The following is a 24075-nucleotide window of genomic DNA, read 5'->3' on the forward strand; positions in this document are numbered from 1 at the left end:
TGAATTCTTGTTTTTCTAGTCGTCGGAAGGCGCCGCCTCCTTGGCGGCGTTTCGTTCAATCATGTCGAGCGCGGCCACCGCAGCCGCATTGATGTGATCGACGCAGCAGCGCTCGGCGAGATCTGGATCGCCGTTCTGGATCGCGCGCCAGATCGCGGTGACCTCGCGGAGGCTCTTGTTGATCCGTTTCGGCTGCGACATCGACGTGATCCGCAACAGTTGGATCCGGTCGTGCAGCGGCTTGAGCATGCGCTCGATGAAGGCGTTGCGGCAGCCGCCGATCAGCGCGGCGTAGAAGTCGGTCTTGGCTTCGAGGCTTCCGACGAGATCCTGCTTGGCCGCGGCCGCCTTCAGCCGCGTCAAGGCTTCCCCGATCCGCCGAGCCACTTCCGGATCGTGGATTCTGGCGCATTCGCGGCCGGCGAATCCTTCGAGCACCGCGCGCGCCGCGTAGAGCTGCCGGGCTTCTTCGAGGCTGATCGTGGAGACCACGGGGCCGCGGTGCGGGACGATGTTGACGAGGCCGTCGGCTTCGAGGGCGCGCAGCGCTTCACGGATCGAGGGCCGGCTGACGCCCATCATCTCGCAAAGCTCGCGCTCGACCAGGCGCTGGCCCGGTTTGAGTGTTCCGGACATGATCGCCTCGCGCAGCTTTTGCGCGACCATCGCCCGGACGGTCGGGACGTCCTCGATGCGGAGTGTCGACTGCAATTCGCTACGTCTTTCCATGTCCGGACCCTGATTGGGAAAAGTCAGTACCGGTTTACAGGCAGAATCATCATTTCGGCAATTTGAACGTGCGCGGGCTGGTCCAGGGCGAAGACGATCGAACGGGCAATATCGGCAGGCTCGAGCGCCATCCTGAACTGGTCGAAATAGTCCTTTTCCTTCTGCCTGTCGCCGCGGTAGCGGGTCAGGATGATGTTGGTCCGGGTCAGGCCTGGCTGGAGTTCGGTGACCCGGATCGCGGTTTCCGCCAGTTCGCCCCGCAGCGTCTCGGTGAACATGTGCACGCCCGCCTTGCTGGTGCTGTAGGCGGCCATATCGGGGACGATGCGGACGGCGTTGATGGAGCTGATGTTGACGACATGGCCGGCGTTGCGCCTGACCATGTCGGGCAGGATTGCGCGGGTGACGCGCATCAGGCCGATCAGATTGGTCTGGATGATGTTGGACCAGTCGTCGGCGGAGCCGGCATCGAACCGCGTCCGCCCGCCGATATCGTGCCCGGCGTTGTTGATGAGGACGTCGACCGGCTTGAACTGCGCGGGAATGGCGTCCGGCAGGCGATCCACGGCCTGCCCATCGCTAATGTCGAGCTGGATCGGAAACACCGCGTTGCCCGCCGTGGACGCGAGTTCGTCAAGCGCCTTGGCGTCGCGATCGACCAGCACGACGCGGCGGCCGCTTTCCAGCAAGGCCTTGGTGATGGCGCGTCCCATGCCGCCGGCGGCACCCGTCAGCACGACGCTCTGGCCCGATTGTTCAGTCATCGCAACACTCCCAATGCTTTCATGCGACCGACCAGCCGCCGTCGATCGGCAGGCTGGCGCCGGTGATATCGTTTGCTGCGGGCCCACAGAGAAAGACGACCATGGCGGCGACCGCATTCATTTCGACGAAACGCTGCGTCGGCTGGCGCTCGCCGAGATATTCCTTGGTCACATCGTCGACCGGACGGCCGCTGTTCGACGCGATCGTTGCGATCTTGTTCAGGATCGCGGGCGTCGGCAGCGTGCCCGGGCAGAGCGTGTTGCAGGTGATGCCGCTCCGCGCCGTCTCGATCGCCACCGCACGGGTCATGCCCAAAATCGCAGTCTTGGTGGTGACGTAGTCGATGCGGTCTTCGACCGCGCGGTTCGAATAGATCGAGCCCATGCTGATGATCCGGCCCCAGCCGCGCTGCTTCATCGCCGGCAGCGCCAGGCGGATCAAATGGAACGGCGCCGAGAGATTGACCGCCAGCGCCTGCTCCCAGCGATCGGGCGGAAACTGCTCGATCGCGGAGAAATGCCTGACCACGGCGTTGTTGACGAGGATATCGATGGCGCCGCAGCGGGCGAGCAGATCGGCCATCATGGCCTCGATCGCCTCGCGCCGGGACAGATCGACGGCGGCCGAGACGACCTCGACGCCGAAGCGGGCGCGGAGGTCATCCGCGGCCTGCTTCGGCGCGACGAGATCATGAAGGACGATATTGGCGCCCGCGCCGGCAAGGCCTTCCGCGACGGCGAGGCCAAGGCCCGCGGTCGCACCGGTCACGAGTGCCCATTTGCCCTTCATCGTCGTCACGCTCCGTTATTTCTTGTCGAGCTCGACGAAGACTTCCTTCGCGTTCCGGAACGCATCCACGCCGGCCGGCACGCCGCAATAGATCGCGACCTGCATGAAGACCTCGCGGATCTCCTCCTTGGTGGCGCCGTTGGCGAGCGCGCCGCGGACATGGGTCTTCAGCTCGTGTGGGCGGTTGAGCGCGCAGAGCATCGCCAGATTGAGGAAGCTGCGGGTCTTGCGCGTCAGGCCGTCGCGTCCCCAGACGTAGCCCCAGCAATATTCCGTGGTAAGGTCCTGCATCGGACGGTTGAACTCGTCCGCGGATGCGATCGCCTTGTCGACGAACTCGTTGCCGAGCACGCTCTTGCGGATTTCGAGCCCGCGGTCGTAGGTCGCCTTGTCCATGTTGTCCTCCGTTTCTCTTTCCGGCGTTGTCAGTTCTCAGTTCAGTTTTTGGGCCAGAACGGCTGCGCCAGCGCGAGCTGGGGCGGGAACACCGTCACCGGCACGCCGGACTGCCACTGCACGATGGTCATGCCGGCGCCGACGCGGCGGCCCTTCTCGTCGAACTTGATCTCGCCCAGCGGATAGTATTTCGAGGGGCCGGCATCCATGGTGCGCAGCGCCTCGCCGACGGCAACGCGGTCGGCCTTACCGGCCTTCTCGAGCGCGTCCTTGATCACCCACATGTCGCCATAGGTGGAGATCGCATTCTGCGTCATCCACGGCTCCTTGTAGCGGGTCTTCAACTCGGCGATCAGCGCCTCGTGGCCTTTGGCGCCCCAGCTTGCGACGCAGGTCAGCACGCCCTGGAGGAGTTCGGGACTGACGGTTTGCAGCATGTCGGGCTCGGCGATCGCGATGCCGAACGAGATGGTCGGAATCTTGCCCTGGCCGAGGCCGAACTCGTTCATCTTCTCGAGCAGCAGTTTCGCGTCCGAGATCACCGTCGGCAGGAAGAACAGCAGATCGGGCTTGGCCGAACGGATTTTCTGCACCAGCGACGTCGCATCGGCCAGCGGCGGCGTGAACGTCTCGTCGACGATCAGCTGCAACTGGTTCTCCGCCAGCAGGCCCTCGCGCATCGCCTTTGCGGAAGCGATCGAGGCCCCCGTGTTGTCGGTCAGGATCGCGACCGTCTTCGGCCGCTTGCCTGAGGCCGTTTCCGCCAGCTTGATGATTTGGGGCAACGCCTGCCGTGCCTGCGAACCTGCGGTAGCCGCGGTCTGGAACACGTATTTGAAGCCGCGGTCGGTGATCAGGTCGGAATAGGAGAGGGTGAGGACGGGCAGGCTGGCGCGCTCGGTGACTTCGGTCACCGCGAGCGTGAACGAGGACAGGTATGCGCCGCTGGCAGCAACCAGATCGGTCTCCTGCGCGACCATGCGCTGGGCGGCGTTCTTGGCCTTTTCCGTGGTGTCGCCGGAATCGAGCACGACCAGCTTCAGCTTGGCGCCGCCGAGCGCCTTGATGCCGCCTTGCGCGTTGATGTGGTCGACCGCCATCTCGGCGCCCTCACGCATCACCGTTACCGGGCGGGCGTAGAGGCCGGAGATCGGCACCAGCAGGCCGACCTTCACCTCAGAAGGTTGCTGCGCCCAGGCCCGGGATGCGATCAGCGTACCGGAGGCGCCGGCAAGCAATGTTCGCCGCGAGATCGTGATCTTGCTCTTTGCAGTCATGACAATTCTCCTCCCTGAAAAATATCGCGACGCATCATGATTTCTTCGGCCAGAACGGCTGCGCCTGCGCGAGTTCGGGCGGATAGACGGTGACAGGCACGCCCGATTGCCATTGCACGATGACGACGCCGGCGCCGACGCGGCGGCCCTTCTCGTCGAATTTGAGCTGACCGCCCGGATAGTATTTCGACGGGCCGGCATCCATGGTGCGGAAGGCCTGTGCGACCGAATTGCGGTCGGCCTTGCCGGCCTTCTCCAGTGCTTCCTTCATCAGCCACATGTCGCCATAGGTCGAGATGACGTTCTGCGTCATCCAGGGCTCCTTGTATTTGGCCTTGAGCTCGGCGATCAGCGCCTCGTGGCCTTTCGAGCCCCAGTTGGCGACGATGGTCATGATGCCCTGCACGGTCTCCGGGCTCACGCTCTGGAGCATGTCGGGCTCGGCGATGGTGATGCTGAACGACACCGTCGGGATCTTGCCCTGGCCGAGGCCGAACTCGCTGATCTTCTCCAACCCCAGCTTGGCATCCGACACTGCATTCGGCATGAACAGGAGCAGATCGGGCTTGGTCGAGCGGACCTTCTGGATCAGCGGGGTGGCATCCGACAGCGGCGGGGTCCAGACTTCCTCGACGACAAGCTGGAGGCCTTCCTGTGCGAGCAGCTTTTCCTTGAGTGCCTTGGCGGTGGCGACGGATGTCGCGGTGTTGTCCATCAGCATCGCCACGGTCTTGGGCTTCTTGCCCGACGCGTTCTCGGCGAGCTTCATCAGCGTCGGCAGGCCCAGCTCGGACTGGCGGCTCGCGGTCGCGGCGGTCTGGAAGATGTATTTGAAGCCGCGGTCGGTCAGCAGGTCCGAATAGGACAGCGTCAGCACCGGCAGTTCGGCGCGCTCGGTGACTTCAGTGACGGCGAGGGTGAAGGACGAGAGATAAGAGCCGGTGGCGGCGACCAGATCGGGTTCCTGCGCCACCATGCGTTGCGCCGCGTTCTTGGCCTTCTCGGTGGTGTCGCCGCAGTCGATCACCACCAGCTTCAGCTTGGCGCCGCCGAGCGCCTTGATGCCTCCTTGCGCGTTGATGTGCTCGATGCCCATCTCGGCGCCCATTTTCATCACCTGGCCGGGGCGGGTGTAGATGCCCGACAGCGGCACGATCAGTCCGACCTTGACCTCGGCCGGCGCCTGCGCACGTGCCACGCCGGCGAGGCCGACGGCGGCGGCACCCGACAGCACGGTCCGGCGCGTCAGTCCTTTTGATATCCTGCCCTTCGATGTCTTGTTCATCTTGTTGTCTCCCTGCTCTTTGTTTTTGTTCGTCACATGCCGAGATAGGCTTTGCGCACGCGATCATCGGCGCGCAGCGTGTCGTTGTTGCCTTCGAGCACGACGTGTCCGGCTTCGAGGACATAGCCGTGGTCGGCTGACTCCAGCGCTTCCGCGACGCGCTGCTCGACCAGCAGCATGGTCAGCCCGGACTGACGCCGGATATCGATCAGCCGCTCGAAGATGAAGTCCGCTGTCGACGGCGCGAGACCCATCGAGGGCTCGTCCAGCATCAACAGCTTCGGCGAGGAGGCGAGGCCGCGGCCGATCGCGAGCATCTGCTGCTGGCCGCCGGACATCGTACCCGCGAACTGATTGCGGCGTTCCTTCAGCACCGGCAGCCATTCGAAGATGCGCTCGATATTGGCCTGCCAGTCGCGCCGGCCGCTTTCGGTCATCGCGCCCATTTCGAGGTTCTCCATCACCGTCAGCGACGGGAACACCTGGCGGCCCTCGGGGACGTGGGCGATGCCGAGATGGGCGCGCTGCGGCGGCGGCACGGCAAGAAGGTCGACGCCGTCGAACGTAATTGCCCCGCCGCTCGGCTTCACGATGCCGGAGATCGTCTTGAACAGGGTGGTCTTGCCGGCGCCGTTAGGCCCGACGATCGCAACGAACTGGCCGGCGCCGACATTGATCGACACGTCGTTCAGGACGGGCTTGGCCGAATAGCCCGCGCTCAGTCCCTCAATTCGCAGCATGGCCCACCCACTTCTTGCCGAGATAGGCCTCGATCACCCGGTTGTCGCGCGTCACCACTTCCGGCAGGCCCTCGGTGATGACGGCGCCGTGGTCGAGCACGAGGAATCTGTCGACCAGGCGGACCATCGCCTGCATGGTGTGCTCGATGATGGCGATGGTCGTGCCGTCGCGTGCGAGTTGCTGGATCACGGCGACGACCTCGTCCGCCTCGCCGTGGCCGAGGCCCGCAAGCGTCTCGTCGAGCAGCAGGATGCGGGGCTGGCCGGCGATTGCGCGGGCGAGCTCCATCAGCCGCAGCTCCTTGGTCGAGAGTTCGCCGGCGACACGGTTAGCCACGGCGGAGAGCCCGACGCGGGCGACCGCGTCGGCGGCAAGCTTGCGGGCCTCCGCGTCGGAGCCGGCGCGCACATAGGCCCCCACCACGACATTGTCGAGGATCGACATGCGCAGGAATGGGCGCATGACCTGGAAGGTTCGCCCGATGCCGGCCTCGCAGATCACGTGCGGCCGTTGGCCGGACATGTTGCGGCCGTCGATCAGCACCTCGCCCTCGCTCGGTTTCAGGAAGCCGTTGAGGAGGTTGAACAGCGTGGTCTTGCCGGCCCCGTTCGGGCCGATGATGCCGAGGATCTCGTTCTTGTGCAGCTTGAAGCTGACGTCCTGAACGGCTTTGAGTCCGCCGAAGGAGCGCGAGAGGTTGCGAACCTCGAGCATCACTTCGCCGGTAGCCGCACGCTGCCGCGCGGCGGGCTTCAGCGCCGTGACGTTGGCGACGGCCGTTTCCGGAGTGACGCTAGCCGTGGCCCTGGATGCATTTCGCTTGCGCAGGAGATCGCGCAGTTTCCAGAACAGGCCTTCCGGCGCGAGCAGGATGACGCAGACGATAGCAAGGCCGAAGATGACGCCCTGAATGCCGGGGATACGTGCACCGGCCTCTGCGTGCAGGATCTCGGCGAGTGGGATCAGGATGACGGAGCCGATGACCGGCCCCCAGACCGTGCCGACGCCGCCGAACATCGCGACCGTGAGCGCCTGCGCCGACACCAGCATGCCGAACACCGATTGCGGGGTCACGACCAGCAGCACCTGCACATAGAACCCGCCGATGGCGGCGGCGATCGCGCCGCTCAGCGTGATCGCGCGCAGCTTCCAGGCCAGCGTGTTGATGCCTGCGGCTTCTGCCGCAGCCTCGTTCTGCTTGATCGCCAGCAGCGCCATGCCGAAGCGGGATCGCTCGATCACCTGCGTCAGCACGATGGTGGCAAGCATGATCGCAAGCCCCAGCAGCGTGTAGATGTGGGGATCGGAGAACTGCATATAGGCGATCGGCGCGTCGCGCTTGATCGGAAGCGTCACCTCCTGGAAGCCGAGCCACTCGAACACGTAGAGAATAGCGAGCGGGTAGGCGAGCATCGCGAGCGCGAAGTAGTGGCCCTGGAGGCGGAAGGTCGGGAATCCGATCAGCAGCCCGGCGATGCCGCCGAGCATGGCGGCGACCGGGATCAGCAGCCAGGGGGAGATATCGAAATAGATCTGCCCGAGCGCGGTCGCATAGGCGCCGATCCCAAAGAAAGCGGCGTGGCCGAACGAGATCAGCCCGGTGTAGCCGCTGAGCAGATTCCAGGACAGGCCGAACACTGCCCACACCGGCACCAGCGTCAGGATGAGCTGGTAGTAGGAGTTGGTGACGCCGAGTGAGATCCCGGCGTAAGCGAGCGTGAAGAGCAGGGGAGGCAGCAGTGAACGCATCCGGAGCATGGTCACGTCCTCTCGACCATGCGCCCGAAGAAACCTTGCGGACGGAAGAAGATGATGAGGAGGAAGACGGCGAAGATCGCGGCGTTCTGCAATTGCGTCGGCAGGATCAGCGTGGACATCTGCTGCACGAGCCCGATCGTCATGCCGCCCCAGAAGGCACCGATGATGCTGCCCATGCCGCCGAGCACGACGCCGGCATACATGACGATCACGTATTCGAGGCCGACGAAGGGGTGGAACGGATAGTTGGTCGCGAGCAGGCCGCCGGCAATCGCGGTGATGCCGCAGCCGAGCGCGAAGGCCGTGCGGTGCGCGCGGTCGACGTCGATGCCCATATAGGTCGCGGCGGTCGGATTGTCGGCGGCGGCGCGCAGCGACTTGCCGATCCGGGTCCGCGTGATCAGCAGCGAGAGCAGAATCATGATCGCGAGCGAAACGATCGCGTCGATGCTGCGCGCCTTGTTGAGGAAGATGCTGATGTCGAAGAAGGGAACGAGCTCCCAGGCCGAGCTCGACAGCGGCGTACGGATCGAGGCCAGCACCGATCCGAAAACGATCAGGCCGCCATTCTGCAGGATCAGCGCGATGCCGAGCGTCAGGATGAGCTGGGCGTAATGCCCTTCGCCTTCCAGCGAGGCGGTGCGTGTACCCGAGACGCGCGAGATCAGGGCCAGATGGACGAAATAGCCGAACACGGCGAGCACGGGGCCGGCCAGCAGGATGGCCACGAACGGCCCCACCGTGTTGCCGAACAGCGCCTGGATGCCGGCGGCGGTGAAGAGATAGAAGGCGGCATACATGCCGAGCATCATGAAATCGCCATGGGCGAAGTTGATGACGCGCATGACGCCGAAGATCAGGCCGAGCCCGACACACATCAGGCCGTAGACGGCGCCGATCAAAAGGCCCGCAGCGAGCGCTTGAAAGAAGCCTTCCATCAGCCCCGCCTCCGCGCGGCGCGAGCGCCGGCTTGCTGGCGATTGTGCGCCGTCGGCACTGCTAGGCTGGTCTCCCGGTCGACCATGTTTCCCCCGTATTGTTTGGCATTTCTTATGATGCCGATCGTAAAACTCGTTCCGGCGCATCCAGACGACACCGCGCTGCGATGTCGCCGGCATTGCCGAGCTGCTCGCAGCCGTCGATGAGTTGCTCGAGCCGGTGCGCGCGATCGTCGCCAAGGACTCTGGTTGCGGCGGCGCGGAAGCGCGCACGAATATCTGAAGGCGTTGCGGCGATGACGTCGGGCAAAGCGTGCCGGATCGTCCGGCCGCTGCGCAGATGCACGGTCACCTCTGCGCCCTGCTTGCCGGGGAAGGCGGCGGTGAAGCCTGGATCTGCCCCGAGATCGGTGACCGCGACCAGGCGAATGATGTCGGCATCATCGAGTTCGGAATAGTTCTCTTCCTCGATCTCGCCCCGCGTCAGCGTCGCAGCAACGCTGAAGGGAATGCTCATCTTGGCCTGAAGCGCGTTGCGATAGGGCCCCATGGAGTCGCAGCCGGGATAGCGAACGGCGGCATCGGGTGCGCGAATGATGACGCGGTCGATCTCCTCAGTGCTGGCGAGCTCGTGCGAGACGCGAAGCGCTGCTTGGGCCGCGGTCTGCGCGAAATTGCAGGCCGGGACCGGCTTGTTGTAGACGGCCATGATCTCGCTCTCGCCATCGGGGAAGAGCGTGATGCTGTCGGGCGCGGCCTGGCGGCGATAGGCGGCGAACAGGCCGGCTTCGCCCTCCAGTATGGTTTCCGAGCCGAATGCGCCGGCCGCGGCAAGACCGATCGCCTTGATGGCGTTGCTGGAGGCAAAGCCGGGATGAAAATACATGTCGGAGCCGCCGGCATGCGGCCACTCGTTCAGCCCGCTGGACGTATTGGCCGCGATCGCGACGGCGCTGGTTGCGGCGTCCTCGGAGAGGCCAAGCGCGAAACTTCCCGCCAGCGCCGCGCCCGGAGGTGCGACCAGCCCAGTCGGGCGATAGAGGCGTGCGAGGTCGGAGGTCAGGAGCGCGCGGCCGATCCGCGCGCCGGTCTCATAGCCGATGATGGCGGCAGCGAGCAGCCTGGCTCCGTGCAGCGGCGTCTGCTCCGACAGCGCGAGCAGCGTCGGCCAGATCACGACGCCGTGGTGCGCGATGCTGGCCGCGTGCATGTCTTCGCGGACGAGACCATGCCCCATCACGGCGTTGGCAAAGGCGGCATCGGCCGACGAGGAGAGTTGTGACGTCCCGATGATCGTTGCAGTGCCGCCGGCTTGTGCGATCGCAACCGCCTGACGGCTCCAGGGATGCTGGCCCGCCTCGAAGGCGCAGGACAAGAAGTCGAGCAGGCAGAGCTTTGCCTTCGCGACGACCTCCGGCCCGAAATCTCCAAGATCAAGCGCAAGCACGCTCCGCGCCATCTGGCGCGCGAGCGAGACCTTGCCTGATCCGGTCGGGCCGATCGTCATCGCAATCGCTCTCCCTGAAGGCTTGCGTGATCAGCCGCGCATCTCGACCCCGGCCCACTCCTCGAGCACCTTGGCGATCGAGGTGAAGTCGGACGACGCGCCATACTTGGCGTTGGTGATCGCGAGCATCTGCCGCACCACCGCGCCGCAGACCATCGGCACGCCCATGGCCTCGGCCTCGTCGACGCAGAGCCGGACGTCCTTGTAGGAAAGGCCGGTGGCGAAGCCGAAATCGAACGTGCCGGGCAGCACCGCGCGGGGGAACTTGTCTTCGGACGCGCTGTTGCGGCCGCTGCTGGCGTTGATGATGTCGATCAGCACTTTTGCGTTGACGCCGCCCTTGACGCCCATCGCGACGGCTTCGGACGTGATGACCAGCGCCGCGGCCGCCATCAGGTTGTTGGCGAGCTTGGCCGTCTGTGCCACGCCGGGCTTGTCACCGGTGTAGAACAGCTTGCCGAAATTCTTCAGGATCGGCTGCACGGTCTCGTAGGTCGCCTGCGGGCAGGACACCATCACGGCCAGCGTGCCGTTGACGGCGCCCTTGATGCCGCCGCTCACGGGCGCATCGACCAGCGTCATGCCTTTGGCCTTCAGGCCTTCGGCAACGATCTTCGCGGCGCCGGGACCCGAGGTCGAGAGATCGATGACGATCTTGGCGCGGTTGCCGCTGCTGATACCGTCTTGTCCGAGCGTGACGGCCTTGACGATGTCGGGCGTCGGCAGGCTGGCGAGCACGATATCGGCGCGCGAGGCGACGTCGGCCGGCGATTTGCCGAGCTGCGCGCCGCGCTTGACCAGCGGCTGGGTTGCATCAGCTTGCGTGTCATAGATCACGAGCGAATAGCCCGCGTCGATCAATCGCCCCGCCATGGGGCCGCCCATGCGGCCCGTGCCGATTACGCCGAGAATCTCTCCCGCCATCGTCTACTCCCTGTCGCGCGACCCGTGACGGGCGCGCCTTCTTGATCTCGTTGGTCAAACGCTTTCGCCGGCCGGCCTTCTCGGCCGCCGTCGTCGTGGCAGCGGGATCCCGCGCCAACGGGCCGGATTGTTATGATTGTCAGACAAGCTGTCAAGCATAACATTTGGGGTCGACAGTTTGCCGCGGATCGTCATATGGTCCGGGAAAACGAGGAAGACGCCCCGCGTGCCGCAAGCTTCAATTCCGAGTGTGAGCAAGACGCTCGCCGATTTCGTCGCGTCCTCGTCGTGGGCGGACGTGGAGGCGCAGAGCCCTGAGGCGAAGCGATCGATCCTCAATTTCTTTGCGACCGCGCTCGGCTCCGCACGCGATCCGGTGGTCACGGCCGCGATGCGCACGCTGTCGCCGTTCAGCGGCGCCGCGACATCGACAATCATCGGCCATTCGCAGTCCATGGACGCGCTGTGCGCGTCGTTTCTCAATGCCATCTCGGCGAATCTGCTCGACTTCGACGACACGCATCCTGAAACGATCATCCATCCGGCCGCGCCGGTCGCCGCGCCGATATTGGCGCTGGCAGAGACGCGCAAGCTGACGGGGCGCGCGGTGCTGACCGCGTTTATCCTTGGCGTGGATGTGGAGTGCCGCATCGGCAATGCAGTCTCGCCGCGTCATTATGCCCGCGGCTGGCACATCACCTCGACCTGCGGGATTTTTGGCGCTGCGGCGGCGTGCGCGAAGCTGTTGGGCCTGCCCGCGGAAGGGATTGCGAACGCGATCGGACTTGCGGCGAGCCAGTCGGCCGGCAATGTCGAGAATCTGCCAAGCGCCGCCAAGAATGTCAGCGTCGGCAATGCCGCACGTAACGGGTTGTTCGCCGCGCTGCTTGCGCAGCAGGGCTATGAGGCTGCGCCCCACGCCATCGAAGGTCCGCTCGGCTGGGCGCGTACCATGGGGGATGAGCCGGATCTCGCCCGCATGCTCGATGGCCTCGGAAAGACCTGGGAGATCGCGAAGAGCACCTACAAGCCCTATCCCGCCGGCATCGTGTTCCATTCGGTCATCGACGCCTGCCTGCTGTTGCGCGAACGAATTGGACGACGCGTTGACCGGATCGAGTCGGTGACAGTGCAGGGCTCGGCACTGCTGCTCGCGCGCGGTGATCGCCCCGTGAACAACGAGCGCGATGCGCGCGTCAGCATCCATCATTGCGTGGCTTGCGGACTGTTGCTCGGCGCGGCCGGTGTGGCCGAGTTCGCGCAGGAGACCGTGGTCCGGCCCGATATCGTGCGGCTGCGGCAGAAGGTGAGGGCGGAGCTTGATGCTCAGATGCCCGACGGCGCTGCGCGCGTCACCTTGCGCCTGTCGTCTGGTGAAATTCTCACAGAGACCGTGACTTCGCCGCGCGGCAGCCGGGCTGCGCCGCTTACAGACGGCGATCTCGAGGCCAAGCTGCGCGAAGGCGTGCGGACCGATCGAAGTGACTGGGACGCGGACCGCGTCATCGACGCAGTCTGGCGGCTCGACGCGGCGGATGACGTCGGCGCGCTGCTGCAATCACTGCGGCCGCCATCGGCGTCGCGCCAAACAATTTCCAACTAGAATCTCTCAAGACCGGAAAGGGACGATCATGAGCAAGACCGAACTGTTCGAAAAGGGCCTCAAGGTTCGTAAAGAGGTGCTGGGCGAGGACTACGTCAACAAGTCGATCGCCGGTGCCGACGAGTTCACGCGCACGATGGCGGAGTGGTCGACCGAATTCTGCTGGGGCGCGCTGTGGACGCGGCCCGGCGTCGACCGCCGCACGCGCTCGATCGTCAATCTGGCGATGCTGGGCGCACTGAACCGCCCGCACGAACTGAAGCTGCACGTCAAGGGCGCCCTGAAGAACGGGCTGACCAAGGAGGAGATCAAGGAGATCCTGCTCCAGGTCGCGGTCTATTGCGGCGTGCCCGCCGGCATCGACGCCTTCCGCAACGCGCGCGAGGCCTTCAACGAGGTCGACGCGGGGTCCTGAGTCCGCTTGATTGGAAGCCCCATGGCTGACCCGGAATACGAGCTCTTCGCCATCCGCTATGCAACGCGGGATGCCCAGCGGAGCGAGCACTTCATCGGCGGCGACCCGCATGACGGACCGATGCCGATGGACTATTTCATGTGGCTGGCGAAGGGAGAGGGGCGTACCTTCGTCATCGACACCGGGTTCAACGCCGAAATCGCAAAGCAGCGCAGGCGAACATTCCTGCGCTGCCCGGTGGAGACGCTTGCCGCGTTCGATATCGACGTGGCCGACGTCAAGGATGTGATCCTCACGCATCTGCACTACGACCACGCCGGCAATTTCGACCGGTTTCCGAATGCGCGGTTTCATCTTCAGGAGCGCGAGCTCGCATACGCCACCGGGCGCTATATGCAGTATCCGAGGCTGTCGCATTCCTTCGAGGTCGAGGACGTCTGCGGGATCGTGCGGCTGAGCTATGCGCGCCGGGTGCTGTTCTACGACGGCGACGCCGAGATCGCGCCCGGACTGACGGTCCACGCGGCCGGCGGACATTCAGCCGGTCTTCAGTTCGTCCGCGTCAACACGCGCCGCGGCCCGGTCGTGCTCGCCTCCGACGTCAGTCATTTCTACGAGAACATGATGAGCGAGCGTCCGTTCACGACAGCATTTCATGTCGGTGACATGCTGGTGGGCTTTGACAAGCTGCGAGCCGCGGCGCCGGACGCGGACCATATCGTTCCCGGCCATGATCCGCTCGTCATGAAGCTCTACCCGGCGCCAGGCCCGGATTTGAAGGGTGTAGCGGTTCGTCTCGACGTGGCGCCATCCAGGGCCGTGCATTCCCAGGACGTTGGGCAAGGCGTAGCGTAACCTAGGCTAGAAAAAATCGATTTTCGATTTTCTGTTGACCCGCGGCCGCCGCCTTGCAATCATCCGACCATGGGTCCGCTTCAGTTCCAGTTGTCCGGAAGCCCCGGGGATGGTCCGCGCAGCCTGACGTCGGCGCTGCACGAACGTTTGCGCGCCGACATCCTGGCGACGCGGCTGCCTCCGGGCCAGAAGCTGCATATCGCGGGGCTCGCCAAACAGTTTTCCGTGAGCCTCGCCGCCGTGCGCGAGGCGCTGTCGCGACTTGTCGCGGACGGGCTCGTGCAGGCGTCGGACCAGCGTGGCTTTCGCGTGAGCCCGGTGTCGCTCGCCGATCTTGCCGACGTGACGCAGACCCGCATCGACATCGAGGGGCTTGCGCTCCGTCGCTCGATCGAGCGGGGCGATGAGGCCTGGCTCGCATCGGTGAAATCCGCCTGGGCGGATTTGAAGGCCGTTCCCCATCGTTATCCCGACGATCCGACCGTGCACTACGAGGAGTGGGTGATCCGTCACCGCATCTTCCATCGTGCGCTGGTCAACGCGTGCGGCTCGCCATGGCTGCTCGGCTTCCGCGACGTGCTGCACGAGCAGAGCGAGCGTTATCGCCGCCTCTCGATCCGGCGAGAGGCCGGTGGCAAGCCACGCAACGTCGAAGCCGAACACAAGGCGATCGTCGCCGCCGTGATCAGGCGCGATGCGGATGCGGCAGTTCGCGCCTTGTCAAAGCACTTCGGCACCACCAAAGAATTCGTCGAGCTCGCCGCCTCTCGCATTGCGGAGGTGAGCCGTACGACCTGACGTCCGGAAAATTCCGGCACACAAAAAACAGAGACCGGGAGGAAACCAATAATGAAGATCAATCACGCGTTGATGTCGCTGATCGCCGCCGCAATTCTGGCGGGGCCTGCGAGCGCCGCCGACACCATCCGCGTCGGCCTGCCGACGAAAACCTATTGGCCGACGACGATTGCCGAGACGGCGGTGCGGCAGAAACTGTTCGAGAAGGAAGGCATCCAGGCGGAGTTGACGATCTACCGCAGCGGCGCGGAGACGTTCGAAGGCATGGCTGCGGGCGCGGCCGACATCATTCTCGATCCGCCGTCGCTGGTCTCCGCCGGACGCAAGAAGGGTGTCATGTCGCGGATCGTCGCCAATGCCGCGATGGGCAATTTCGGCTGGCAATTGATGGTCCCGACCAAGTCGACGCTCGACGTCAAGGACCTCAACGGCAAGAAGGTGGCGATCACCGCGGCCGGCTCCGGCTCCGACCTGCTCGCGCTGTGGACCATCCAGGACAAGAAGATCGATTTTACGCGCGTTCCCGTCGGCGGCGGTGGCTTGGTGCCGAACCTGCTGGCCGGAAATGTCGAGGCGGCCGTGGTCTATTCGCCTCTGAGTTTCCAGATATCGAAGTCCGGCGAGGCGAAGCCCATCCTCGATTACGCGACCGCGGTCCCGCCGAACCTCACTGCGGGCTGGATCGTGCTCGACAAATTCGCCGAGGCCAAGCCCCAGATGGTGCAGAAGGCGGTGAACGCCCTCTATGGTGCGGTCGCGTTCATGCGCGCCAACCGCGACGTCACCGTCAAGCTGATCGCTGAGCTCTATGAAATGCCGCCGGAGATCGCGGGCCTTGAGTACGACAACACGATCATGAAGCTCGAGACCAGCGGCGACATGGGCGCGGCCGACGTCAATGCGGCCGTGCAGCTCTCGCTCGACCTCGCCAAGCTCGGCGGGCTCAAGGACATCGTGCCGGTCGAGGACGTGATCTCGGCCAAGTTCAAGCCCGTCCCGACCAAGCCGTAACGATGCAAAGCACGTTCGTCATCAACCTTGCGCGGATCGCGATCATCATCGCGGTCCTGGCGCTGTGGGAGGTGCTGTCGCGAACCGGCATCGTCAATCCGCGCCTGCTGCCGTCGGCGTCCGACACGTTTGCAACGCTCGGCGATCTCCTGCAGCGCGCGGCGGTGCAGAAGGATTTGATGGTGACCGCGACCGAGGTGCTGGCCGCGTTCGCGCTGGCCGTGCCGTTCGGTGCGGTGATCGGCTTCCTGGTCGCGGAGAACCGCTACTTTGCGGACGTGGCCAAGCCGCTTTTGTTCTTTGCCTTCAGCATCCCGAAGTCGATCTTCCTGCCGATGTTCATCCTGGTGTTCGGCGTCGGCTTTGCCCAGAAGGTGGGATTCGGTTTCTTTTCGACGATCTTCATCGTGATCATGTCGACCACCACGGCGGTGGAATCGGTCAAGGTCGAGCATCTGACAGTGGCGCGTTCATACGGCGCCACGCCGATGCAGACTGCGTTCCGGGTCTATCTGCCGAGCATGCTGCCGGTGCTGCTGGAGGCCTTGCGGATCTCCATGATCTTCAACCTCACCGGCGTGATTTTGGCCGAAATGTACGCCTCGCGTGACGGCATCGGTCACCAGATCGCGACTTGGGGCGAGAACTTCCAGATGAAGCAGCTCCTCGCCGGCGTCGTGATGGTCGCCGCGATCGCCATGACCTTCAACGAACTTGTCAGATGGGTGGAAACGCGATGCAGCCATTGGCGAACGTGACCCCGTTGAAGCCCGCCGCGCGGGCCGGCGCGATCGAGGTGAAGAACGTCGGTCAGGTCTTCAAGACCCGGTCGCAGGACGTCGTCGCGCTGGAGGGCGTCTCGCTCGAGGTCAAGCCCGGCCGCTTCGTCGTCCTGGTCGGCCCGAGCGGCTGCGGCAAGTCGACCCTCTTGATGATGATGGCGGGCCTGCGCCAGCAGACCTCCGGCACGATCACCATCAGCGGCGCGCCGATCCTTCAGCCCGACCCCGACAGGGTCGGCGTGGTGTTCCAGGAAGCGAGCTTGTTCCCGTGGCTGACGGCGGAGGACAATGTCGAGTTTCCGCTGGCGCTGCGGGGCGTGCCCAAGGCCGAGCGCCGCGCCAAGGCGCAGGACGCGCTCAAGCTGGTCGGCCTCGACGGCTTCGGCAGGCGTCATCCCCACGAATTGTCCGGCGGCATGAAGCAGCGCGTCTCGATCGCGCGCGGGCTGGTGCAGGACCCGCCAGTGCTGCTGATGGACGAGCCGTTCGCCGCCCTCGACGAGCAGACGCGCATGACCATGGGCGACGAGCTGCTGCGGATCTGGGCTGCGACCGGCAAGACGGTCGTTTTCGTTACGCACAGCCTCACCGAGGCCGTCTATCTCGCCGACGAGGTGATCGTGATGTCGGCGCGGCCCGGCCGCATCGTCGACCATCTCCAGGTCCAGCTGCCGCGGCCCCGCACCTACGAGATGCTGAGCGGCGACGCCTTTGGTGCGCTGCGCGACCGCATCTGGCGCCACATCCGCAAATCGGCGTGAGGCGGAGATGAGCGCCAAAACGCTGCGATATCTGATCGTGATCGGCCTGATCGCGCTGTGGGAGCTGTTGCCGCGCACCGGTCTCATTCCCGAGCTGTTCCTGCCGTCGCTGTCGTCGACGCTGATCGCCGGATGGACCGATGCTGCCGAATATGGTCATGCGCTAGCGGTGACGCTCTATGAGGTCGTGGTCTCCATGGCATTCGCTTGCGGCGGCGGCATCCTGCTCGGCGCCATCGTCGGCAGCCTGCCGCGTCCGCGCGTCCTGATCATGCCGATGGTGTCGAGCCTGTATGCAGTGCCGCTCGTGATCCTTTATCCCGTCTTCACGGTATGGCTTGGCATCGGCTCGGAGTCCAAGATCGCGTTCGCCTCGATCTATGGCTTCCTGCCGACGATGCTCGCCACCGCCGCCGGCATCCAGACGATCGATCCGCAGCTCCTGCTCGCGGCACGCAGCATGGGCGCCACGCTGAGCCAGCGGCTGGTTCGCGTCATCATCCCGGCGGCGATTCCGACGGTGCTGTCGGGCCTGCGCGTCGGCGGCGCGCTGGTCATCGTCGGCGTCGTCGTCTCGGAGATGCTGATCTCGTCGGCCGGCATCGGCTATCTGATCTCACGCTACCGCACGATCCTCGACAGCCCGCACGTGTTCGCGGGCGTGCTGCTCGTGCTGTTCCTTGCCATCGCCTTCAATGCCGCGATCCGGTGGATCGAGCGCAAGGCGGCGATCTGGCAGACCGGTACGCGGGCCGGTCAGGCCAATGACGAGATCGCGTCGAGCGCGATGCAGCCGGCGACCTGAGGTATTTGCGTGTACGATTTGACCCTGACATTCGACAACGGCCCCGATCCGGATGTGACGCCGCGTGTGCTCGACATTCTCGCCGAGCACGGCATCAAGACCACCTTCTTCGTCATCGGCGAGAAGCTCGCAGACCCCGCGCGGCGCGGCCTTGCGGTGCGTGCGCACGGGGAGGGGCACTGGATCGGCAATCACACGTTTACGCACAGCATTCCGCTCGGTGAGCAGGCGGATCGCGGGACGGCAGAGAACGAAATCGGGCGTACGCAGTCTGCGATCTCTGATCTCGCGCATCCTCAGCGCTGGTTCCGGCCGTTCGGTGGCGGCGGCAATCTGGATGCGCGGCTGTTGAAACCCTCCGTCGTGGACTATCTCATCCGCAACAAGCACAGCTGCGTGCTCTGGAATGCGATCCCGCGCGATTGGGACGACCCTGATGGCTGGACTGAGCGCGCACTCGTCCAGTGCAACCGGCAGCCCTGGACGCTGATGGTGCTGCACGATCTTCCGACCGGTGCGATGGACCATCTCGAACGTTTCCTTGACGCTGCCGAGGCGGCCGGCGCCCGCTTCCGCCAGGACTTCCCACCGCAATGCGTTCCGATCCGCAACGGCGAGATCGTGCTTCCGATCAACGACTATGTTTCCTCCCTCGAAGAGAGTGTTTGACTGATGAAAGTTGCAAGCTTCACGATCGCCGGCACCGCGAGCTATGGCATCGTCACCGACAAGGGCGTCATCGATGCCGGCAAGCGCCTGAAGGCCTATCCGACGCTGAAGGCGCTGCTTGCGAAGGGATCGCTCGACGAGATCAAGAAACTCGCCGGTGAGAAGCCCGACTACGCGCTGCAGGATGTCGCGCTGCTGCCGACCGTGCCCGATCCCGACAAGATCTTCTGCATCGGCGTCAACTATGCCACGCATCTGGCCGAGAGCGGCCATCCGACGCCGGCGCATCCGATGATCTTCACCCGCTTCGCCAACAGCCAGGTCGGCCATGGCCAGCCGATGATCCGGCCGTTGGAGTCCGAGCGTTTCGATTACGAAGGCGAGATGGCCGTCATCATCGGCAAGGCCGGTCGCCGCATTTCGCGCGAGGCTGCGCTGAGCCATGTCGCCGGCTATGCCTGCTACAATGACGGCAGCATCCGCGACTGGCAGCGCCACACCTCGCAATTTGCGCCGGGCAAGAATTTTGCCGGCACCGGCGGCTTCGGGCCCTGGATGGTCACGACCGACGAATTGACCGACGTGACCAAGCAGACGCTGATCACCCGGCTCAACGGTGTCGAGGTGCAGAAGGCCCCGATCTCCGATCTCGTTTTCGACGTGCAGGCCTTGATTGCTTACTGCTCGACGTTCACCGAGCTTGCGCCCGGCGATGTCATCGTCACCGGAACGACCGGCGGCGTAGACGCCTATCGCACGCCACCGCTGTGGATGAAGGGCGGCGACGTCGTGGAGATCGAAATCTCCGGCATCGGCATCCTGCGCAACCCCGTCGAGGACGAGGGACGCGCGGCCTGATCGGCTGCACTCAACAACAATAAGAAGGAGAATCCCATGCCCATGCCAACGCATATCCTGCCGACCACGGTGGTCGGCAGCTACCCGCAGCCGGAATGGCTGGTGAATCGCGCCATGCTGTCGAAGGTGGTGCCGCGCACGCGCCTGCACGACATGTGGCGGTTGCCGGCGGAGCATCTGGAGGAGGCGCAGGACGATGCGACCATCGTCGCGATCCGCGACATGGAGCGCGCCGGCATCGACATCGTGACCGACGGCGAAATCCGCCGCGAGAGCTACTCCAACCGCTTCGCCACTGCACTCGACGGCATCGACGGGGACAATCCCGCGATGATCGTGGCGCGCACCGGCAACACCCAGACCCCGGTGCAGCGCGTCGTGGGTCCCGTGAAGCGGAAGGGACCGGTCGAGCTGCACGACATGCAGTTCCTGCGCAAGAACACCGATCGCGCCGCGAAGATCACTTTGCCGGGCCCGTTCACCATGAGCCAGCAGGCCAAGAACGAGTTCTACAAGGACGAGGAGGAACTCGCGATGGCCCTGGCCGAGGCCGTCAATGCCGAGGCGCTCGATCTGCAGAAGGCGGGCGCGGATGTGATCCAGCTCGACGAGCCCTGGGTGCGCAACAATCCGGAGCTTGCCAAGCGCTACGCCGTCAAGGCGATCAACCGGGCGCTGAGGGGCATCACGGTGCCGACCGTCGTGCATCTCTGCTTCGGCTATGCCGCGGTCGTGCCGGGCTCGAACAAGCCGGCCGGCTATTCCTTCCTCGCCGAGCTCGACGACACCATTGCCGACCAGATCTCGATCGAGGCCGCGCAGCCGAAGCTCGACCTCGGCGTGCTCAAGGACCTGTCGTCGAAGAAGATCATGCTCGGCGTGCTCGACCTCGCGGATCCCGCGATCGAGAGCGTCTACACCGTGGCCGCCCGTATCCGCAACGGCCTGAAATACGTCTCGCCGGACCGCCTGGTCCCGGCGCCCGATTGCGGCATGAAGTACATGCCGCGCGCAACCGCGTTCGGAAAACTGAAGGCGATGTGCGATGCGGCGGCCATGGTCCGGCGGGAGATCGGCTGAATAGAGCTGGGCCGGCGAGGATCGTTCGTTCGCCGGCCATCGCCTGGCTGTGGCCAGCCTGGTCGAAATCTGCGCGGGCGTCAGCTGCCGTTCAAGCCGAGAGGAATTTGGCTAGAAGCTCCGTTGTGTCGGTGGGGTTTTCCTCAGGAAAGAAGTGACCGCCCTTGACGGCCCGACCTTGTACGTTGCCGGCCCACTTCTTCCAAATTCCCAATGCGCCGCCATTCTGCTCGTAGAATGTATCGAGTGGCCCGCCGGAAGCCCACAGGTGCAGCATAGGGCACTTAATGCGCCGGCCTTCCTTCTGGTCCGCCTTGTCGTGCTCGATATCCAGGGTTGCGGCCGCGCGGTACTCTTCGCAGATCGCATGCACCCGAGCCGGATCGCGGTAGGTTTCGATGTATTCCGCTTTCACCTCGGGGCCGAATGAGCCCTGGCCGAAGGGATTGTCGAATACCGCGTCCGGCGCACCGATCAGGTATTTTTCGGGAAGCGGTGCCTTCTGTGAGAGTAGACTCCATGGCCAGTAGGTCATGGCGAACTTTGCGTCGGCGTGTCCCCAGGCTTCCGAGATCGGCAGCACGTCAAACACTGCGAGACGCTGCACCTTCTCCGGGTGATCGAGCGCTAGACGGTAGGAAACGCGACCGCCCCGATCGTGTCCAACCAGATCGAATTTGGAAAAGCCGAGCTTATCCATCACGGCGACAAGCTCGTTCGCCATCGCCCGCTTTGAATAGGGATAGTGATCCTCCGCGGAAGCGGGAACGCCGCTGCGGCCATATCCACGAAGATCGACGCAGATGACCATGCGATTACCGGCGAGATGCGGCGCGACATGACGCCACATCAGGCTGGTTCGCGGAAATCCATGGACCATGAGCAGTGGCGATCCGCTCCCGTAGCGCCTGATGAAAATGGTGTTGTCATCGGTCTTGATCTCCTTTGTCTCGAAGAGATCGGAAGCGTTCGAGGTGGAGTTGTTTGGGGATTGGCCGGCCGCGCGTCGCGGTAGAAGCGCCAGTGATAGAGCGGCGCTCGATGCAGCGGTCATCACCTGGACGAAGGTGCGGCGCTCGATCTTTGTCTTTTCTGTCATCCCTGAGGTCCTTCGAGGTTCGCGCGACGTTCCTGGCAAACGCCCCCCTCAATGACGACGCGGTGAGACATGTTAGCACCTCCGTGGAAGCACGCTTTCGCAGGATTAGCGTCTCTGAACCGTTCGTGCTGATGATTTCGGTCATCCGGCTGGCGCGATGGGGCAGAGGCGGGGGCAGTCGGGAAGTGATCGCTGGAATGATCCTCCGCCTGTAACCAATGTGGTCGCGTTGCCGAATAGCGGGAGGTCAGGGTAAGCGGAGGTGCGTCAACGCAAGCCGCCAGAGCAATGGAGGATCCATGTCCGACGAAATCAACCACGATCGCCGGCGTTTCGTTGGTGCTGCGGCAACGACAGTAGCTGCAGCACAATTCGGCGTGATCGCGCCTGCGGTTGCAGATCCCCGAGCGAGCAAGAAGGTCGCCCGCGACGTCAGCAGAAGATCGGAAGCGGCGGGGACGGACGCCACCGTCGTTCTCGTACATGGCGCCTGGGCCGACGGTTCAAGCTGGGCGCACGTCATTACGCTACTGCAGTCCGAGGGACTGAAGACGATGGCGGCGCCGATCCCGCTCACATCGCTATCGGATGATGTTGCGGCGCTTGAGCGAGCGTTGGAGCGGCCCGACGGGCCGGTTGTCCTTGTCGCACATGCCTATGCCGGCGCCGTGATTGGTGCGGTCACGCAGGAGAGAGTGCGGTCGCTGGTCTTCATTTCGGCTCTCTCTCCCGACGAAGGCGAAACAGTCGCGCAAATATTCTATCGCGACAAGCCGTCGCCGGAGGCGCCGAAACTCACCCCCGACAGTCATGGTTTCCTCTGGATGCCGAACGACCGGTTTGGCGCGGCCTGGTGCCAGCATGCCCGACCTGAGCAGGCTGCGCTCCTTGCTGCGATCCAGCGTCCCATTGCCGTCGCGGCAATCCAGGAAAAGGCTCCGAAAGCCGCATGGAAGGCAAAGCCGTCGTGGTACCTGGTCGCCGAGGAGGATCGAATGATCAATCCGGCGACACAGCTATTTCTGGCACGACGAATGGGTGCGCAGGTTCGCTCCGAGAAAGTCGATCATGCATCGCCGATCACCGCGCCGAAGCTGGTCGCCGGAATGATACGCGAGGCCGTCGCCAACGCAGGTCCGAACGCCACGCAGCAACACGGCTGAACTGTCGCTATCGGCGCGATATGGTTGAACGTGCCATTGGCATCTTTTCCAATAGGCTTCGCGACCTCGGCTTGTGCAAACAACTGGACGGAGTCACCAGCTGACTCTTAGTCAGCGGGGCCCAGGTTCGAGCTCGGGTCCCGCCCACGACCCTCAAAGCATCTCACACCCAGCCGCCATCCACGACGTAGTGCTGAGCGGTGCAGGCGGAGGCCTCGTCGGACGCGAGGAACAGAGTGAATTTCGCGACCTCGTCCGGTACCAGCCGGCGCTTCAGGCACTGTCGCTGCTGCAGTTCGATCTCGCCCGCCGGCGTCATCCATTTCTCGAGCTGGCGCTCGGTCATGATCCAGCCCGGCGCGATCGCGTTCACGCGGATGTTGTAGGGGCCGTAATCGCGCGCGAGGGAGCGCGTCAGACCGACCACGCCCGACTTGCTGGCCGTGTACGCGGCCATGCCGCCTTGACCGGCCATCCACGACACCGAGCCGAAATTGATGATGGCGCCGGCATTCGCCGCCTTCATGTCCGGCAGCACGGCTTGGGCAGCGAAGAACTGGTGCTTCAGGTTCACCGCGATGCGGTCGTCCCAGTATTCCGGCGTCATCTCCTCGGTGTTGTGCCGTTCGTCATGTGCGGCATTGTTGACGAGGATATTGATCGCGCCGTGCGCTTTGCGCGCCGCGGCGATGCCGGCGCGCAACGCGGCGATGTCAGTCAGGTCGACGCGCTGGAAATGCGCAGCCAGACCCTGATCCGACAGCTCGCGTGCGAGGCGTTGGCCCTCGTCGGCCTTGATGTCGGAGAACACGACATTGGATTTCTGCTGCGCGAAGCGCCGCACGATCGCAGCCCCAATCCCCGATGCGCCACCGGTGACGAGAACGACCTTGCCGGCAAGGTCGGAATAAACGGCGGCCATGGGCACCTCTCAAATTGCGTTGCGGGCGGTGCGAGGCGCCGCCCAGTTGTCCCGCTAACCTTAGCCATTCCCCGCGTGAGGTGCATAGATCAGAATTTTAGTTGCGTACCTCAAAAATCGAAGGCAGGATTGCAGCCAAAGAATA

Annotated in this window: 25 protein-coding genes; 12 read left to right on the forward strand and 13 right to left on the reverse strand. The window is 64.5% G+C overall.

Going from position 1 to position 24075, the window contains the following annotated elements:
* Positions 1-15: 15 nt before the first annotated feature.
* From J4G43_RS19150 to J4G43_RS19200, 11 genes are all read right to left on the reverse strand, one after another.
* Positions 16-729: a GntR family transcriptional regulator gene (locus tag J4G43_RS19150; RefSeq protein WP_208085946.1), complete on the reverse strand. Its 714-nt coding sequence runs from the start codon at positions 727-729 to the stop codon at positions 16-18.
* Positions 730-752: 23 nt separating this feature from the next.
* Positions 753-1493 (reverse strand): SDR family oxidoreductase, encoded by a 741-nt coding sequence (locus J4G43_RS19155; RefSeq protein WP_208085947.1) that lies wholly within the window; start codon positions 1491-1493, stop codon positions 753-755.
* Between the two features lie 19 nt (positions 1494-1512).
* A complete protein-coding gene (locus tag J4G43_RS19160) occupies positions 1513-2283 on the reverse strand; it encodes an SDR family oxidoreductase (RefSeq protein ID WP_208089356.1) in 771 nt (256 codons plus the stop codon).
* Positions 2284-2298: 15 nt separating this feature from the next.
* Positions 2299-2679, reverse strand: coding sequence for a carboxymuconolactone decarboxylase family protein (locus J4G43_RS19165; protein WP_135216560.1), 381 nt, complete (start codon positions 2677-2679; stop codon positions 2299-2301).
* A 41-nt stretch (positions 2680-2720) separates the two neighbouring features.
* Positions 2721-3956, reverse strand: a complete 1236-nt coding sequence (locus J4G43_RS19170; protein ID WP_208085948.1) for an ABC transporter substrate-binding protein — start codon at positions 3954-3956, stop codon at positions 2721-2723.
* Between the two features lie 34 nt (positions 3957-3990).
* Positions 3991-5241 (reverse strand): ABC transporter substrate-binding protein, encoded by a 1251-nt coding sequence (locus tag J4G43_RS19175; protein ID WP_135216561.1) that lies wholly within the window; start codon positions 5239-5241, stop codon positions 3991-3993.
* A 32-nt stretch (positions 5242-5273) separates the two neighbouring features.
* Complete coding sequence (locus J4G43_RS19180; protein ID WP_014496464.1) at positions 5274-5981, reverse strand: ABC transporter ATP-binding protein; 708 nt, start codon at positions 5979-5981, stop codon at positions 5274-5276.
* Positions 5968-7740, reverse strand: a complete 1773-nt coding sequence (locus tag J4G43_RS19185) for a branched-chain amino acid ABC transporter ATP-binding protein/permease (RefSeq protein ID WP_193560930.1) — start codon at positions 7738-7740, stop codon at positions 5968-5970. Before J4G43_RS19185 ends, J4G43_RS19180 begins: the two co-directional genes overlap by 14 nt.
* Positions 7741-7742: 2 nt before the next feature.
* Entirely contained in the window at positions 7743-8678 is a 936-nt protein-coding gene (locus J4G43_RS19190; RefSeq protein WP_135216563.1) for a branched-chain amino acid ABC transporter permease, read from the reverse strand.
* Between the two features lie 112 nt (positions 8679-8790).
* Complete coding sequence (locus J4G43_RS19195) at positions 8791-10185, reverse strand: MmgE/PrpD family protein (protein ID WP_208085949.1); 1395 nt, start codon at positions 10183-10185, stop codon at positions 8791-8793.
* Positions 10186-10215: 30 nt separating this feature from the next.
* A complete protein-coding gene (locus J4G43_RS19200) occupies positions 10216-11109 on the reverse strand; it encodes an NAD(P)-dependent oxidoreductase (RefSeq protein WP_135216565.1) in 894 nt (297 codons plus the stop codon).
* A 226-nt stretch (positions 11110-11335) separates the two neighbouring features.
* Between J4G43_RS19200 and J4G43_RS19205 the strand changes: the two genes are divergently transcribed.
* The 11 genes from J4G43_RS19205 to J4G43_RS19255 all read left to right on the forward strand — a co-directional run bounded on the left by J4G43_RS19205 (position 11336) and on the right by J4G43_RS19255 (position 20746).
* The gene (locus tag J4G43_RS19205) at positions 11336-12712 is read left to right on the forward strand and encodes an MmgE/PrpD family protein (protein WP_135216566.1); all 1377 of its coding nucleotides are present in this window, start codon (positions 11336-11338) and stop codon (positions 12710-12712) included.
* Positions 12713-12740: 28 nt separating this feature from the next.
* Positions 12741-13127: a carboxymuconolactone decarboxylase family protein gene (locus J4G43_RS19210; protein WP_027575101.1), complete on the forward strand. Its 387-nt coding sequence runs from the start codon at positions 12741-12743 to the stop codon at positions 13125-13127.
* Positions 13128-13148: 21 nt separating this feature from the next.
* On the forward strand, positions 13149-13982 hold the full coding sequence (locus J4G43_RS19215; protein ID WP_135216567.1) for an N-acyl homoserine lactonase family protein: 834 nt from the start codon (positions 13149-13151) through the stop codon (positions 13980-13982).
* Between the two features lie 69 nt (positions 13983-14051).
* Positions 14052-14780 carry a GntR family transcriptional regulator gene (locus tag J4G43_RS19220; RefSeq protein WP_071915391.1) on the forward strand — a complete coding sequence of 243 codons (729 nt, stop codon included), beginning with the start codon at positions 14052-14054 and terminating at the stop codon, positions 14778-14780.
* Positions 14781-14831: 51 nt separating this feature from the next.
* Positions 14832-15791 carry an ABC transporter substrate-binding protein gene (locus tag J4G43_RS19225; RefSeq protein WP_135216568.1) on the forward strand — a complete coding sequence of 320 codons (960 nt, stop codon included), beginning with the start codon at positions 14832-14834 and terminating at the stop codon, positions 15789-15791.
* A 2-nt stretch (positions 15792-15793) separates the two neighbouring features.
* Positions 15794-16549 carry an ABC transporter permease gene (locus tag J4G43_RS19230; RefSeq protein ID WP_208085950.1) on the forward strand — a complete coding sequence of 252 codons (756 nt, stop codon included), beginning with the start codon at positions 15794-15796 and terminating at the stop codon, positions 16547-16549.
* Positions 16528-17334, forward strand: a complete 807-nt coding sequence (locus J4G43_RS19235) for an ABC transporter ATP-binding protein (protein WP_225004965.1) — start codon at positions 16528-16530, stop codon at positions 17332-17334. Before J4G43_RS19230 ends, J4G43_RS19235 begins: the two co-directional genes overlap by 22 nt.
* Positions 17335-17341: 7 nt before the next feature.
* Complete coding sequence (locus J4G43_RS19240; RefSeq protein ID WP_208085951.1) at positions 17342-18139, forward strand: ABC transporter permease; 798 nt, start codon at positions 17342-17344, stop codon at positions 18137-18139.
* Between the two features lie 9 nt (positions 18140-18148).
* Positions 18149-18808, forward strand: coding sequence for a polysaccharide deacetylase family protein (locus tag J4G43_RS19245; RefSeq protein WP_208085952.1), 660 nt, complete (start codon positions 18149-18151; stop codon positions 18806-18808).
* 3 nt (positions 18809-18811) lie between these two features.
* Entirely contained in the window at positions 18812-19666 is an 855-nt protein-coding gene (locus J4G43_RS19250; RefSeq protein ID WP_208085953.1) for a fumarylacetoacetate hydrolase family protein, read from the forward strand.
* Positions 19667-19702: 36 nt separating this feature from the next.
* Positions 19703-20746, forward strand: a complete 1044-nt coding sequence (locus J4G43_RS19255) for a 5-methyltetrahydropteroyltriglutamate--homocysteine methyltransferase (RefSeq protein ID WP_208085954.1) — start codon at positions 19703-19705, stop codon at positions 20744-20746.
* Positions 20747-20837: 91 nt separating this feature from the next.
* Here J4G43_RS19255 and J4G43_RS19260 read toward each other — a convergent pair whose 3' ends face one another.
* The gene (locus J4G43_RS19260; protein WP_208089357.1) at positions 20838-21845 is read right to left on the reverse strand and encodes an alpha/beta fold hydrolase; all 1008 of its coding nucleotides are present in this window, start codon (positions 21843-21845) and stop codon (positions 20838-20840) included.
* A gap of 299 nt (positions 21846-22144) precedes the next feature.
* Between J4G43_RS19260 and J4G43_RS19265 the strand changes: the two genes are divergently transcribed.
* Positions 22145-23008, forward strand: coding sequence for an alpha/beta fold hydrolase (locus tag J4G43_RS19265; protein ID WP_208085955.1), 864 nt, complete (start codon positions 22145-22147; stop codon positions 23006-23008).
* Between the two features lie 163 nt (positions 23009-23171).
* On the opposite strand, the gene J4G43_RS19270 is transcribed toward J4G43_RS19265, so the two are convergent.
* Complete coding sequence (locus J4G43_RS19270; RefSeq protein WP_208085956.1) at positions 23172-23930, reverse strand: SDR family NAD(P)-dependent oxidoreductase; 759 nt, start codon at positions 23928-23930, stop codon at positions 23172-23174.
* Positions 23931-24075 lie beyond the last annotated feature (145 nt).

The sequence above is a fragment of the Bradyrhizobium barranii subsp. barranii genome (assembly GCF_017565645.3).
Lineage (GTDB): Bacteria > Pseudomonadota > Alphaproteobacteria > Rhizobiales > Xanthobacteraceae > Bradyrhizobium > Bradyrhizobium barranii.

Bases quoted from the DNA above. Each gene is read 5' to 3' on its own strand.
- J4G43_RS19150 (WP_208085946.1), bottom strand. From the start codon at position 729: ATGGAAAGACGTAGCGAATTGCAGTCGACACTCCGCATCGAGGACGTC.
- J4G43_RS19155 (WP_208085947.1), bottom strand. From the start codon at position 1,493: ATGACTGAACAATCGGGCCAGAGCGTCGTGCTGACGGGTGCCGCCGGC.
- J4G43_RS19160 (WP_208089356.1), bottom strand. From the start codon at position 2,283: ATGAAGGGCAAATGGGCACTCGTGACCGGTGCGACCGCGGGCCTTGGC.
- J4G43_RS19165 (WP_135216560.1), bottom strand. From the start codon at position 2,679: ATGGACAAGGCGACCTACGACCGCGGGCTCGAAATCCGCAAGAGCGTG.
- J4G43_RS19170 (WP_208085948.1), bottom strand. From the start codon at position 3,956: ATGACTGCAAAGAGCAAGATCACGATCTCGCGGCGAACATTGCTTGCC.
- J4G43_RS19175 (WP_135216561.1), bottom strand. From the start codon at position 5,241: ATGAACAAGACATCGAAGGGCAGGATATCAAAAGGACTGACGCGCCGG.
- J4G43_RS19180 (WP_014496464.1), bottom strand. From the start codon at position 5,981: ATGCTGCGAATTGAGGGACTGAGCGCGGGCTATTCGGCCAAGCCCGTC.
- J4G43_RS19185 (WP_193560930.1), bottom strand. From the start codon at position 7,740: ATGCTCCGGATGCGTTCACTGCTGCCTCCCCTGCTCTTCACGCTCGCT.
- J4G43_RS19190 (WP_135216563.1), bottom strand. From the start codon at position 8,678: ATGGAAGGCTTCTTTCAAGCGCTCGCTGCGGGCCTTTTGATCGGCGCC.
- J4G43_RS19195 (WP_208085949.1), bottom strand. From the start codon at position 10,185: ATGACGATCGGCCCGACCGGATCAGGCAAGGTCTCGCTCGCGCGCCAG.
- J4G43_RS19200 (WP_135216565.1), bottom strand. From the start codon at position 11,109: ATGGCGGGAGAGATTCTCGGCGTAATCGGCACGGGCCGCATGGGCGGC.
- J4G43_RS19210 (WP_027575101.1), top strand. From the start codon at position 12,741: ATGAGCAAGACCGAACTGTTCGAAAAGGGCCTCAAGGTTCGTAAAGAG.
- J4G43_RS19215 (WP_135216567.1), top strand. From the start codon at position 13,149: ATGGCTGACCCGGAATACGAGCTCTTCGCCATCCGCTATGCAACGCGG.
- J4G43_RS19220 (WP_071915391.1), top strand. From the start codon at position 14,052: ATGGGTCCGCTTCAGTTCCAGTTGTCCGGAAGCCCCGGGGATGGTCCG.
- J4G43_RS19225 (WP_135216568.1), top strand. From the start codon at position 14,832: ATGAAGATCAATCACGCGTTGATGTCGCTGATCGCCGCCGCAATTCTG.
- J4G43_RS19230 (WP_208085950.1), top strand. From the start codon at position 15,794: ATGCAAAGCACGTTCGTCATCAACCTTGCGCGGATCGCGATCATCATC.
- J4G43_RS19235 (WP_225004965.1), top strand. From the start codon at position 16,528: ATGCAGCCATTGGCGAACGTGACCCCGTTGAAGCCCGCCGCGCGGGCC.
- J4G43_RS19240 (WP_208085951.1), top strand. From the start codon at position 17,342: ATGAGCGCCAAAACGCTGCGATATCTGATCGTGATCGGCCTGATCGCG.
- J4G43_RS19250 (WP_208085953.1), top strand. From the start codon at position 18,812: ATGAAAGTTGCAAGCTTCACGATCGCCGGCACCGCGAGCTATGGCATC.
- J4G43_RS19255 (WP_208085954.1), top strand. From the start codon at position 19,703: ATGCCCATGCCAACGCATATCCTGCCGACCACGGTGGTCGGCAGCTAC.
- J4G43_RS19260 (WP_208089357.1), bottom strand. From the start codon at position 21,845: ATGACAGAAAAGACAAAGATCGAGCGCCGCACCTTCGTCCAGGTGATG.
- J4G43_RS19265 (WP_208085955.1), top strand. From the start codon at position 22,145: ATGTCCGACGAAATCAACCACGATCGCCGGCGTTTCGTTGGTGCTGCG.
- J4G43_RS19270 (WP_208085956.1), bottom strand. From the start codon at position 23,930: ATGGCCGCCGTTTATTCCGACCTTGCCGGCAAGGTCGTTCTCGTCACC.